13 protein-coding genes are annotated in these 12,407 nt (G+C 70.0%); 3 read left to right on the forward strand and 10 right to left on the reverse strand.

Going from position 1 to position 12,407, the window contains the following annotated elements; genetic code table 11:
• Nucleotides 1-44: 44 nt before the first annotated feature.
• The 4 genes from RCP80_RS13700 to RCP80_RS13715 all read right to left on the reverse strand — a co-directional run bounded on the left by RCP80_RS13700 (nt 45) and on the right by RCP80_RS13715 (nt 3,021).
• Nucleotides 45-506: a PH domain-containing protein gene (locus RCP80_RS13700; protein ID WP_373693343.1), complete on the reverse strand. Its 462-nt coding sequence runs from the start codon at nt 504-506 to the stop codon at nt 45-47.
• The gene (gene ribH / locus RCP80_RS13705; RefSeq protein WP_308478191.1) at nt 503-985 is read right to left on the reverse strand and encodes a 6,7-dimethyl-8-ribityllumazine synthase; all 483 of its coding nucleotides are present in this window, start codon (nt 983-985) and stop codon (nt 503-505) included. Before ribH ends, RCP80_RS13700 begins: the two co-directional genes overlap by 4 nt.
• Nucleotides 982-2,313 (reverse strand): bifunctional 3,4-dihydroxy-2-butanone-4-phosphate synthase/GTP cyclohydrolase II, encoded by a 1,332-nt coding sequence (locus tag RCP80_RS13710; protein WP_308478192.1) that lies wholly within the window; start codon nt 2,311-2,313, stop codon nt 982-984. The genes ribH and RCP80_RS13710 overlap by 4 nt, the downstream gene beginning before the upstream one ends.
• 87 nt (nt 2,314-2,400) lie before the next feature.
• On the reverse strand, nt 2,401-3,021 hold the full coding sequence (locus RCP80_RS13715; RefSeq protein WP_308478193.1) for a riboflavin synthase: 621 nt from the start codon (nt 3,019-3,021) through the stop codon (nt 2,401-2,403).
• A 68-nt stretch (nt 3,022-3,089) separates the two neighbouring features.
• On the opposite strand from RCP80_RS13715, the gene RCP80_RS13720 reads away from it, so the two are divergent.
• Genes RCP80_RS13720 through RCP80_RS13730 form a run of 3 tightly spaced genes read left to right on the forward strand, consistent with a single transcriptional unit; the run spans nt 3,090 to nt 6,044 of the window.
• The gene (locus RCP80_RS13720) at nt 3,090-3,800 is read left to right on the forward strand and encodes an LppX_LprAFG lipoprotein (protein WP_308478194.1); all 711 of its coding nucleotides are present in this window, start codon (nt 3,090-3,092) and stop codon (nt 3,798-3,800) included.
• Nucleotides 3,800-5,443 carry an MFS transporter gene (locus RCP80_RS13725; RefSeq protein ID WP_308478195.1) on the forward strand — a complete coding sequence of 548 codons (1,644 nt, stop codon included), beginning with the start codon at nt 3,800-3,802 and terminating at the stop codon, nt 5,441-5,443. Before RCP80_RS13720 ends, RCP80_RS13725 begins: the two co-directional genes overlap by 1 nt.
• Nucleotides 5,444-5,483: 40 nt before the next feature.
• Nucleotides 5,484-6,044, forward strand: a complete 561-nt coding sequence (locus RCP80_RS13730; protein WP_308478196.1) for a type 1 glutamine amidotransferase domain-containing protein — start codon at nt 5,484-5,486, stop codon at nt 6,042-6,044.
• On the opposite strand, the gene ribD is transcribed toward RCP80_RS13730, so the two are convergent.
• From ribD to RCP80_RS13760, 6 genes are read right to left on the reverse strand one after another with little or no spacing between them, the layout of a single operon-like run.
• Nucleotides 6,041-7,042: a bifunctional diaminohydroxyphosphoribosylaminopyrimidine deaminase/5-amino-6-(5-phosphoribosylamino)uracil reductase RibD gene (ribD, locus tag RCP80_RS13735; protein WP_308478197.1), complete on the reverse strand. Its 1,002-nt coding sequence runs from the start codon at nt 7,040-7,042 to the stop codon at nt 6,041-6,043. The genes RCP80_RS13730 and ribD overlap by 4 nt on opposite strands.
• Nucleotides 7,039-7,728 carry a ribulose-phosphate 3-epimerase gene (gene rpe / locus RCP80_RS13740; protein WP_308478198.1) on the reverse strand — a complete coding sequence of 230 codons (690 nt, stop codon included), beginning with the start codon at nt 7,726-7,728 and terminating at the stop codon, nt 7,039-7,041. The genes ribD and rpe overlap by 4 nt, the downstream gene beginning before the upstream one ends.
• Before the next feature lie 4 nt (nt 7,729-7,732).
• Nucleotides 7,733-9,124, reverse strand: a complete 1,392-nt coding sequence (locus RCP80_RS13745) for an RsmB/NOP family class I SAM-dependent RNA methyltransferase (RefSeq protein WP_308478199.1) — start codon at nt 9,122-9,124, stop codon at nt 7,733-7,735.
• Nucleotides 9,121-10,050: a methionyl-tRNA formyltransferase gene (fmt, locus tag RCP80_RS13750; RefSeq protein ID WP_308478200.1), complete on the reverse strand. Its 930-nt coding sequence runs from the start codon at nt 10,048-10,050 to the stop codon at nt 9,121-9,123. Before fmt ends, RCP80_RS13745 begins: the two co-directional genes overlap by 4 nt.
• A 13-nt stretch (nt 10,051-10,063) precedes the next feature.
• A complete protein-coding gene (locus tag RCP80_RS13755; protein ID WP_308482838.1) occupies nt 10,064-10,600 on the reverse strand; it encodes a LemA family protein in 537 nt (178 codons plus the stop codon).
• Nucleotides 10,594-12,402 carry a DUF2207 domain-containing protein gene (locus RCP80_RS13760; protein WP_308478201.1) on the reverse strand — a complete coding sequence of 603 codons (1,809 nt, stop codon included), beginning with the start codon at nt 12,400-12,402 and terminating at the stop codon, nt 10,594-10,596. Before RCP80_RS13760 ends, RCP80_RS13755 begins: the two co-directional genes overlap by 7 nt.
• Between the last annotated feature and the right edge of the window lie 5 nt (nt 12,403-12,407).

Raw genomic sequence — 12,407 nt, forward strand, 5'->3', positions numbered from 1 at the left:
TGTTCCAGCCTAGTACCGCGGCGCGACGGGCCCCGGCAGGTGAACTAACCCCCGGCCCCGTACTTGACCATCAGCGTGCGCACGGTCTCCATCGACTCCACCGCCCGCACCTTGTCCACCTGCTGGATTGCCATCACCGGGACGTACTCGTCGTCGGGCAGATCGAGCCTGGCCCAGCGCGCACCCTCGTGAAATGAGACGTCCTTGACGTCGGGCCAGCTAACCAGCTTGTCGCCCAGTAGATTCCGCACCGAGATACCTTGCGGGCCGATCCGCAACCGCGGCCGGGTGAACAGCAGCACCGCGCCCCCGATCACCACACCGAGCGCGCCGATGGCCACCTGATCGGCGGTTTGGAAGATCACCCCGCTGGACCTGACGGTCAGCAGGAAACCGACCACGATGTGCGCCAGCGCGATCACGATGGCCGCGACCACGGCGAAGATGGGCGTCAGCCGCGGCCGCAACACCGCATCCCAGACGGGCTCCTCGGCCACCGGCGTCACCTGGCCGTGCGCAGGTCCCGCAGCGTCAATGCGGTGCTCAGGGCGGCCGCCGCCGCCTGCTCGCCCTTGTCCTCGGCCGATCCGGGCAGTCCGGCGCGGTCCAGTGCCTGCTCCTCGGTGTCGGTGGTGAGCACACCGTTGGCGACGGGAGTGGCCTCGTCCAAGGACACCCGCGTCAGCCCCTGCGTCACCGCATCGCAGACGTAGTCGAAATGCGGTGTCTGGCCCCGGATCACGACACCGAGGGCCACCACCGCATCGTGGCGGCGGGCCAACTCCTGGGCCACCACCGGAATCTCGATCGCGCCGAGCACCCGCACCACGGTCGGTTCGGTCACCCCGGCGGCCTTGGCCACCCGCAGCGCCCCGTCGAGCAGCGCGTCACAGATCGCGGTGTGCCAGGTGCTCGCCACGATGGCCAGCGAGACCTGTGCGGCGTCGAGTTCCGGCATCGTCGGAACGCCGGCGCCGCCGCTCACGGAGCGTTTCCGGTCAGGTCGGTCGGGGCCGGTGTGTGCCGGTCCCCCAGCAGATAGACGGCCTCGTCGTAGCCGTCCATCGTGGTCGACTCGTGGTAGTCATCCAGCCCGGTCAGGTCGTGGCCCATCCGGTCCCGCTTGGTCAGCAGGTAGCGGATGTTCTCGGCGTTGGCGCGCACCGGCAGCGGCACCCGCTCGGTGATGTGCAGGCCGTAACCGTCGAGACCGACCCGCTTGGCCGGGTTGTTGGTCAGCAACCGCATGGACCGGATCCCCAGATCCACCAGGATCTGCGCGCCGATGCCGTAGTCGCGGGCGTCCGCGGGCAGGCCGAGCTTGAGATTCGCGTCCACGGTGTCGTCGCCCGCGTCCTGCAACTGATAGGCCTGCAGCTTGTGCATCAGGCCGATGCCGCGGCCCTCGTGGCCCCGCATGTACAGCACGACGCCGCGGCCCTCGCGTGCGATCATCGCCATCGCGGCGTCCAGTTGCGGGCCGCAGTCGCAGCGTCGCGACCCGAACACATCGCCGGTCAGGCATTCGGAGTGCACCCGCACCAGCACGTCCTCGCCGTCGCTGTGCGGCCCGGCGATCTCGCCACGCACCAGCGCGACGTGTTCGACTTCCTCGTAGACGCTCTTGTAGCCGACCGCCCGGAATTCGCCGTGCCGGGTCGGGATGCGGGCCTCGGCGATGCGGTCGACATGCTTCTCGTGCTTGCGGCGCCACTCGATCAGGTCGGCGATGGAGATCATTGCCAGTTGGTGTTCGTCGGCGAAGACCCGCAACTCCTCGGTGCGCGCCATGGCACCTTCGTCCTTCTGGCTGACGATCTCGCAGATCGCGCCGGCGGGTTGCAGGCCGGCCAGCCGCGCGAGGTCGACGGCCGCCTCGGTGTGACCGGGGCGCCGCAGCACCCCGCCGTCCTTGGCGCGCAGCGGCACGACGTGGCCCGGTTTGGTGAAATCGTCTGCGACGCTGTCCGGGTCGGCCAGCAAGCGCATGGTGGTGGCCCGATCGGATGCCGAAATGCCAGTTCCCACACCGAGTTTCGCGTCCACCGTGACGGTGTAGGCGGTGCCGTGCTTGTCCTGGTTGACCGCATACATGGGCAGCAGGCCCAGCTTGTCGCAGATGTCGCCGTCCAGCGGCACGCACAGGTACCCGGAGGTGTAGCGCACCATGAAGGCAACGAGTTCCGGGGTGGCCATCTCGGCGGCGAAGATCAGATCGCCTTCGTTCTCCCGGTCTTCATCGTCGATGACGACCACGGCCTTGCCCGCCGCAATATCGGCGACCGCCCTTTCGACGGTTTCGAGCCTCGTCATCTCTGCCACCCTGCCGCTTTTCACTGGGAGTTCATCACGAACTCATGCACATTGGTCCCAACAGTATGAACCACACCGGCGCGTGGATTACTTCCCCTTGGCGCTGAGCAGTCGCTCGACGTATTTGGCGATGACATCGACCTCGAGGTTCACCGGGGTGCCCACCGCCGCGGTGCCCAATGTGGTCATCGCCAGCGTGGTCGGGATCAGGGAGACCTCGAACCAGTCCGAATCGGTGTCGACGTCGCGTTCACCGAGGCCGGACACCGTCAGCGAGATGCCGTCGACGGTGATCGAGCCCTTCTCCACGACGTACCGCGACAGCGCGTCGGGCAGTGTGATCCGCACCACTTCCCAATGCTGCGATGGCGTTCGTGACACCACCTGTCCGGTGCCGTCGACGTGCCCCTGCACGATGTGACCGCCCAGCCGGCTGTTGACGGCCGCGGCGCGCTCCAGATTGACCCGCGATCCCGGGCTCAGGGCCTGCAGGCTGGACCGGTCGAGGGTCTCGGCCATCACGTCGGCACTGAACCTGCCGTCCGGGAGCACCTCGACGACGGTCAGACACACGCCGTTGACCGCGATCGAGTCACCGTGGCCGGCGTCCGCGGTGACGATGGGCCCGCGGATGACGAACCGCGCGGCGTCGGACAGGTCTTCCTTGCCGACGACCTCGCCCAGTTCTTCAACGATTCCGGTGAACACGGGCGCTAAGGCTACCCATCTGCCCTGAGGAAACGCAGCGGCGGTCCGGCACCCTCTACGATGCAGTCATGCAACCGCGCCGACTCATGTCCCGGATTGTCCTGTCCCTCGCCGCCGCCGGCGCTGCCACCGCTTTGGTGGTGGGGTGCTCGTCGGCCGCGGAGACCTCCTCCGAGTCCCTGCCCGACGCACCGGGCCTGCTGCAACAGTCCAGCCAGACCACCAAGGGGCTGCAGAGCGCACACCTCGACATCGTCGTCGACGGCACCATCAAAGGCCTTCCGGTCAAGACGCTCACCGGCGACCTCACCAACGTGCCGGCCACCGCGGTTCAGGGCAGCGCCAAGATCTCCATGGCCGGCTCCGACGTCGACGTCGACCTGGTGGTCATCGACAACATCCTGTTCGCGGCCCTGACCCCGGACAGCTGGCTGGACATGGGTCCGGCCGCCGACATCTACGATCCGTCGACGATCCTCAACCCCGACACCGGGGTCGCCAACCTGCTGGCCAACTTCTCCGACGCCAAGTCCGAGAGCACCGAGAAGATCGACGGCGTCGACACGGTCAAGGTCACCGGTCAGATCAGCGCCGACGCGGTCAATCAGCTGATCCCGTCGGTGCAGGCCACGGCTCCGGTGCCCGGGACCGCATGGATCGAGAACGGCGGTGAGCACAACCTGGTCCGCGCCGAGATCGAACCGAGCGACGACAGCTCGATTCAGCTGACGCTGTCGAAGTGGAACGAGCCGGTCACCGTGACCAAGCCGCAGGTGTAATGCGTCCGGAAACGCGGCGCTGGACCGCCATCAGCGCGGGCGGCCTTGCCGTCCTGCTCGGGGCCATCGACACCTACGTCGTGGTCACGATCATGACCGACATCATGCGAGACGTCGGCATCCCGATCAACAAGATCCAGCAGGTCGCGCCCATCATCACCGGGTACCTGCTCGGCTACATCGCGGCGATGCCGCTGCTGGGCCGAACCTCGGACCGGGTCGGCCGCAAGCTGGTGCTGCAGGTCGGCCTGGCCGGCTTTGCGATCGGCTCGGCGGTCACCGCGATGGCCGACGACCTGACCACGTTGGTGATCGGGCGCGTCATCCTCGGCGTCGCGGCCGGCGCGCTGCTGCCGGTGACGCTCGCCCTGGCGGCCGACCTGTGGGCCGCGCGCAACCGCGCCGCGGTCCTCGGCGGTATCGGTGCCGCCCAGGAACTCGGCTGTGTGCTGGGTCCACTGTGGGGCATCGCGGTGGTCTCGATGCTCAATTCCTGGCGCGATGTGTTCTGGATCAACATCCCGCTGGCCGCGCTGGCCATGGTGATGATCCATTTCAGCGTCCCCGCCCACAACCGCGGCGCCGGTCCGCGCGAGCGGGTGGATGTCATCGGCGGGCTGCTGCTCGCCATCGCGCTGGGCCTGCTGGTCGTCGGGTTGTACAACCCCGAACCCGACGGCAAGCAGGTGTTGCCGTCGGGCGGCCTGCTGCTGGTGGGAGTCGCGGTCCTGGTGACTGCGGCGTTCTTCATCTGGGAACGGATCTCGCGCACCAAGCTGATCGATCCGGTCGGGGTGAAGTTCGTGCCGTTCCTGGCGTCGCTGGGCACCTCGTTGTGCGCGGGTGCGGCGCTGATGGTCACGCTGGTCAACGTCGAACTGTTCGGTCAGGGCGTGCTGGGCCTCAACCAGGTCGAGGCCGCGCTCAAACTCAGCTGGTTCTTGGCCGCCCTGCCCGTCGGCGCGGTGGTCGGTGGTGCGATCGCGACCCGCGTCGGCGACCGCGTCGTGGTGTTCGCCGGCATGCTGATCGCCGGCTTCGCCTACTGGCTGGTGTCGCACTGGCGCGTCGACGTGCTGTCGGTGAGCCACGATCTGGGACTGTTCACGCTCCCGGCGTTCGCCACCGATCTCGTGATCGCGGGTCTGGGCCTCGGTTTGGTGATCGGACCGTTGACCTCTGCGGCGCTGCGAGTGGTGCCCTCGGCCCAGCACGGCATCGCCTCCTCACTGGTGGTCGTGGCCCGCATGACCGGCATGCTCATCGGTGTCGCGGCGCTGTCCGCGTGGGGGCTGTACCGCTTCAACCAGATCCTCGCGTCGCTGCCCCGCGCCGAGGGTGACAACCTGGCGGCCAGGCTCGCCGCCGAGGGCGCCCGGTACCAACTCGCGTTCGCCATGCAGTACGGCGACATGTTCGGCATCACCGCGATCGTCTGCGTGGTGGGCGCGTTGATCGGGCTGTTGATCGCCGGTCGGCACACCTACGCCGACGAGGACTCCCCCGTGCTCGGGACTTCCGCCGATCCCGAACCCGCCACCCAGGTGCTGGGCGCGGCGGTGGCCGGTGAAGCGGCGACCACGCGGCTGCCCAGTGCCGGCGGGGCGCACCGCCGACCAGACCCGCCCTCACCACCCCGCTGAGGAGTGTGAATTCGTCATACCGATCGGGTATCCGGCCGGTATGACGAATGAACTCACAGGCATGAAAGTGGCCTTCCTGGTTGCCCCGGAAGGCGTGGAACAGGTCGAGCTCACCCAGCCCTGGGAGGCCGTGCAGAACGCCGGCGGCAGCCCGGTGCTGGTGTCGACGGAGGTCGGCAAGGTGCAGGCGTACCACCACCTCACCGCGGCCGACGTCTTTCAGGCCGACGTGGCCGCCGCCGACGCCGAGGTCGCCGACTACGCGGGCCTGGTGTTGCCCGGTGGCGTGGCCAATCCCGACAACCTGCGCACCGACGCCGCGGCCGTGGCGTTCGCCAAGGCGTTCTTCGCTGCGGGCAAGCCGGTGACGGTCATCTGCCACGGGCCCTGGACGCTGGTCGAGGCCGATGTGGTGCGGGGCCGCACGCTCACCTCGTGGCCCAGCGTGCGCACCGACATCATCAACGCCGGCGGCAACTGGGTCGACGAGGAGGTTGCGGTGTGCACCGGCGGACCGAACACCCTGGTGTCCAGCCGCAAACCCGACGACCTTCCGGCGTTCTGCGCCAAAACCGTTGAAGTGCTGGCGAATTCGAGCTAGTTCGGGATCAGGCTGAGCCGCAGGTCCGGTCCGATTCGGTCGACTCCGTCGAATCGCCACCGCAGGGCCCCGGTGATGTCCGGGACGCCGACGTCGGAGACGGCCGCGCCGGGCCCGCCCAACAGCAGCGGTGCCACGTAGGCCAAGATGCGGTCGACGACGCCGGCCCGCAGGAACGCCGAGGCCAACGTGGGTCCACCCTCGAGGAACACGTCGGTGCGGTCGGCAAGGGCCCGCAACACCTCGACCGGGTCGTGCGAGCGGATCAGCACGGTAGCGGCATCGTTGTTGAGAACCCTGGCGGCCGAGGGGATTTCGCGTTCACCGACCACCACTCGCAGGGGCTGGCTGTCGTACCGCGTGCCGTCGGGGCGCCGCGCGGTCAAGGTCGGGTCGTCGGCGAAAACCGTCCCGGTGCCGACGACGATCGCGTCGGCGGCCGCGCGGCGCAGATGCACATCGGCGCGCGCCTCGACGCTGGTGATCCATTGGCTCGACCCGTCCGCGGCGGCACTGCGCCCGTCGAGGCTCGCGGCGTACTTCCAGGTGACGTGCGGGCGGGCGGTGCGGACCTTGTGCAGCCACTCCCGCAGCGACGATCCGGCCACCTCGCCGGCCAACACCCCGGGCACCGTCGTGACGCCGGCCCGCTGCAGCGCTTGGGCGCCCTCGGCGGCCACCGGGTTGGGATCGGGGACCGCGAAGACGACGGTCGAAACGCCCGCTGCCACCAGCGCATCCACACACGGCGGGGTGCGGCCATGATGGTTGCACGGTTCCAGGGTCACCACCGCGGCGCCGCCGCGGGCCCGTTCGCCGGCCCGGCGCAGCGCGACGACCTCGGCATGCGCACCACCGGCCGGTTCGGTGCCGCCGACCGCCACCACATCGCCGCCGGCATCGAGAATCACCGCGCCCACCGGCGGGTTCGGATAGGTGCTGCCCTTGACCTGCTCGGCCTGCGCCATCGCCAACCGCATGGCGGCGTCGAACGTCATAACCGCAGATGCGGCGACGCCTCGGCGGCCTGGGCGCGCAACGACCGCACCGCCGCGGCGGGGTCCTCGGCGCCGTAGACCGCCGATCCCGCGACGAAACAGTCGACGCCGGCCTCGGCCGCCTGTTCGATGGTGTCGGCGTTGATCCCGCCGTCGATCTCGATCAGGATCCGCAGTTCACCGGAGTCGACCAACCGGCGCGCGGTGCCCACCTTCGCCAGCACCTCGGGGATGAACTTCTGCCCGCCGAAGCCCGGTTCGACCGACATGATCAGCAGCGTGTCGAACTCGCGCAGCAACTCCAGATAGGGCTCGAGCGGCGTGCCCGGCTTGATCGCGAACCCGGCCTTGGCGCCGGCGGCGCGGATGTCCCGGGCCACCGCAACGGGGTTGGCGGTGGCCTCGGCGTGGAACGTGACGTTGTAGGCGCCGGCCTCGGCGTACGGCGGGGCCCAGCGCTCGGGTTCGGTGATCATCAGGTGACAATCCATCGGGATCTCGGTCACCCTCAACAGGCTCTCCACGATCGGCAAACCGAGCGTGAGATTCGGGACGAAGTGGTTGTCCATCACGTCGACGTGCAGCCATTCGGCGCCCTCGACGGCGGCGGCCTCCTCGGCCAGCCGGGCGAAATCTGCGGCCAGAATCGACGGCGCGATCATCGGGGTCACGGGCAAATCGGACATGCGATCACCCTACTGTGAGCGCCGCGGCGAACATCGCATCCGTACCGTGCCGATGCGGCCACAGCTGCACGTAGGGACCCGCACCCAGCCGATCGGCGGGGCTGAACAGGTCCCGGGCGTCGAGCACCGTGACCGGGTGCCGTCGCACCGCGTCGGCCACCACCCCCGCGGTCTCGACCAGATGCGGGGAGCAGGTCGCATACAGCACCACGCCGCCGGGGCGGGTCACCGCGATCGCCGAGGCGAGCAGTTCCCGTTGCAGCTTGGCCAGCGCCGGCACGTCGGCCGGTGACCGCCGCCACCGCGCCTCGGGCCGGCGCCGCAGCGCCCCCAACCCGGTGCACGGCGCATCGACGAGCACCCGGTCGAACTTGGCGGCCCCACCCGTCAGCAACCGGGCGGCGTCGCGGCCGTCGACCTCGAGCACCTCGACGTCGAGTCCGCGGGCGTTCTCCCGCACCATCTCGGCGCGCCGCGCGGCGGGTTCCACCGCGGTGACCCGGGCCCCGGTGGCGGCGCCGATCGCCGCGACCAGCGCGGTCTTGCCGCCTGGACCCGCGCACAGGTCCAACCAGCGGCCGCCGTCGTCGCCCGAGACCGGCGCCCGGGTCAAGGCCTGGGCCACCAGTTGGCTGCCCTCGTCCTGGACCAGGGCGGTGCCGGCCTGAACGGCCGCCAATCCGCCCGGGTCGCCGCCCGGCAGGTACACCGCGTACGGCGAATAGCGGCCGACGGTTCCGTCGACCTGGTCGGCCAGCTCCGCGGCGCTCAGCACCCCGGGGCGGGCCGCCAGATGCACCAGCGGGCGATCGTCGTCGGCGGCCAGCAGCGCCGTCAACTCGCCCGCGTCGGCGCCCAGCGCGTCGGCGAAGCTCTGGGCCACCCACCGCGGATGCGCATGCGTGAACGCGGCGTGGCCGATGGGGTCGGCCTGCCGGTCCGGGGCCAGCTCCGCCACCCAGGACTGCTCACCGCGCGCGGCGATCTTGCGCAACACCGCGTTGACGAAACCGCCTCGGGCCGCATCGAATTCGACCTTCGCCTGGTCCACCGTGGTGGCGACGGCGGCATGCTGTTCGACGCGCGTACGCAGCAGTTGGTAGGCGCCGAGGCGCAGCAGATCCAGCAGCACCGGATCGATCCGTTCGACGGGCCGGTCGGCCACGTGGGCGATGATCGCGTCGAGCAGACCGCGCGCGCGGCAGGTGCCGTAGGTCAGCTCGCTGGCGAAGGCCGCGTCGCGACCGGTGATGTCGCGTTCGCGCAGCAGCGCCGGCAACGCCAGGTTGGCATACGCGTCGCGCTCCGAGACCGCGCGCAGCACGTCGAACGCCGCGCGCCGCGCGGGATCGAGTTCGCGGCGGGGCTGCCGACGCGGGTCGCGCCGCTGGCTCACAGCGCCCGCGCTTCCGCGTCGAGGCGGGCACCGCGCGCCCAGTCGGCGGCCACCATCGGCTTCTTGCCCGGCGGTTGGATCTCACCGAGACGCACCGCCTCGGTGCCGGTGCCGATCCACACGTCGCGGCGACCCGCCTCGATCCCGCCGGCCGGCAGCGGCGGGGCCGCGGCGTCGATCTCGACGGGCCCGAGTTTGAGGCGCACGTCGCCGACCACGGTCCAGGCCCCCGGGGCCGGGGTGAAGGCCCGGATCCGCCGCTCCACGATGTGGGCGGGCAACTCCCAGTTGACCCGGGCCTGCTCGACGGTGACCTTGGGCGCCAGCGAAATGCCGTCGCCCGGCTGCGGGATAGGTTGCAGCGCGTCGTCGGCGATGCCGTCCAGGGTCGCGGCCAGCAGTCCGGCCCCCGATTCGGCCAGCCGCGCCAGCAACGTGCCCGCGGTGTCAGAGGCCTCGATGGTCTCGGTGACGGTGCCGTAGATCGGGCCGCTGTCGAGGTCCGGCTCGATCAGGAACGTGGTGGCGCCGGTGACCGCGTCGCCGGCGGCGATCGCCGCCTGCACCGGGGCCGCACCCCGCCAGGCCGGCAGCAGCGAGAAGTGCAGATTGATCCAGCCGCGTGGGGGCACCGCGAGCAGCGGCGGCTTGAGCAGTGCGCCATAGGCGACGACGGCGCAGCAGTCCGGGGCGATCGCGGTCAGTTCGGCGACGAACTCCGGATCGTTCGGTCGCTGCGGTCGCAATACCGAAATACCCTCTTCGAGAGCCAGTTTCGCGACCGGGGACGGTGCCGGCCGACCGCGACGACCGGCGGCGGCGTCGGGGCGGGTCACGACCGCGACCACCTCATGCCGCGCGGAGTCGATCAGTCGGCGCAAGGCCGGCAGGGCCGGTTCTGGGGTGCCAGCGAAGACAAGACGCACCGCGACAGTCTAGTCACCGCGGTGCCTGGTAGTACTCCCGCTCCGTGACCCCCGTCGGACCGGCGACGAACATCCACGGGATGGTGCCGATCGCGGTGTTCAGGGCGGCCACCGCGTCGTTGTAGTACTGCCGGGCAAAGGCGAGTTTGTCCTCGGTGTCGGCGAGGTGCTGTTGCAGGTTCAAGAAATTGTTCGACGAGTTCAGCTCCGGGTAGGTCTGGCCCAACGCCAACACCTGCCCCACGGCATGGTCGAACTCGCGCTCGGCGGCGCTGCGCCGAGCGACCGACTTGCCGTCGGTCGCGGCGGTCAGTGCGGTGCGGGCGGTGCTGACATCGGCGAGCACCGCCTGTTCATGCGCCGCGTACGACGCCACGATGCTGACCAGACCGGGGATCAGCGCGGCGCGGCGGGTCAACTGCACGTCGATGCCGCCGAGCGCCTCGTCGACGCGGATGTCGGCCGCTCGAATCTTGTTGTAGCCCACCACGATGACCCCCAGCACCGCCACCGCGATCAGCAGCACGACCACCAACAGGAACGTCACCAGGAACCTCCGCCTCCCCCGCCCCCGCCACCGCCGCCGCCACCCCCGCCACCCCCGCCGCCGCTCGAGGACGACGACGACTGCGAGGCGGTGTAGGCACCGATCGATGAGGACAACGCGGATTCGAAACTGTCGAAATCGGGTGCGCCGGAACCCGAGGTGAAGGACACCCCGGCCCCGGTGGACTGATACCAGTCCGGCTGTGGGGCGTCGGTGCCCATCGCGTCCCGATACTTCTTGGCCCACAGTGCGGCGGCGCCGGCGGCCACCGCGAACGGCAGGTAGGCGGTGTAGAGATCCTTGCGCGCCGCGAAGTCGAACCGGGACTCGGCAGCGTCGGTCGCCAGGATGCGGTGGAATCCCCCTGCACGCGACCACAATTCGCGACCGGCCTCGGTGCGTCGGGTGCCGACACCGGGCCGCCAGGCCGGCGCGGAGCACAGCGCGAACGCGGCGCAGGGCAATACCCACAGCGTGACCGGGAACAGCAGCCGCATCGCGGCCAGCACCAGAGCTGCCCACCCGAGCGCGTTGGCCACCCGCACCCACCATTCGGAGCGGCGCTTGACCAGCAGGCCCTCGGTCAAAGCCCAGTCCCGCGCGGCGGTGGCGACATCGGATTTCGCGGTCGAGAGCTTCTTGCCCGCCGACACCGAGCCGTTGGCCCGGAAGCGACCGTCGGCACGCTGCAGCTTGAGCGCGGTCGCCACCGATCTGCTGACCGGGTCCAGGGCCGCCCAGGACGCCGCGCGGCCGGTGTTCTCCAGCACCCACTCGTCCTTGCCGGACTGCCGGATGGTGATCAGCCCCAGTGCCGCGAGATGGAACAGCGTGGCGGTCAGGGCGTTCGAGCTCACCGACTCGGTGCGGATGTACTCGCTCTGCACCGGTCCGAGCCCGTCCGGGGGCGCGTACTGCAACGGGAAACCCGGTGGCGTCTCGACCGTGCGGCGATACATCCAGGTGCCGAGCACGCCCGCGACGACCGTCAGCGCCGCGATCAGCAGCACCCCCGACAGCGTGCGGCCCAACACCGGATCCCACTGCTGGGACCAGGGCACCTCGAGCTGCGGCGGGGGCGCGATGTCCGTCCCGATGCGCACGGTGACCGGCGTGTGCGGGGCGAGGTTGTCCGCGCTGAGGTGCACAACAGAGTCGGTGACGCGCAGCTCGGTGCACGGCCCGCCGGTGCCGTGGCCCACCGTGCACTGCGCGCCCGTCACCGCCGCGGGTAGGTGCACCGTGATGTCGGCTCGTTCGATCACGTTGTTCCACGCGGGCGCGACGACGTTCCAGAAGAAGACCGCGGGCGCCGTCGGGTCGCCGGTCTGGCGGGCGAAGGTCTTGTTGGCGCCGGTCTCACCCGGATCCAGCACGCCGGCAATGCGGTAGCGGATCTCGAAGACATGTTCGCCGTAGCTCAGATACCGGTCGGGGTCGCCGATCTTGGCGACCAGGAACCGGTCACCGTCGTCGTATTGCTCGGCGTAGGGGATCGGCTGCCCGTCCATCAGGATCGAGTCGATGCTCGGGTGCTGCCGCAGGCCCGGGTTGTTCGGGTTGGCCACATCCCAATACCGGAAGATGCCGTGTCGATTGCCCGGGAACACGCCCGTGATCCATTCGGTGGCCTCGAGGTTGCCGTCGGCGTCGACCCGGAACTCGGCGCGGTAGTCGGCGATGGTGACCGGGTCCGACCCGGCGTCGCCGCCCGAGCCGCCGTTGAAGAGTACTGGCCACAACACACCAAAGGCGATGATCAGCAACGGAATCAGCCACCTGACCCAGCGGCCGAATCCGCCCATGTGTC

It is taken from the genome of Mycolicibacterium sp. MU0053 (assembly GCF_963378095.1).
GTDB classification, from domain to species: Bacteria; Actinomycetota; Actinomycetes; order Mycobacteriales; family Mycobacteriaceae; genus Mycobacterium; species Mycobacterium burgundiense.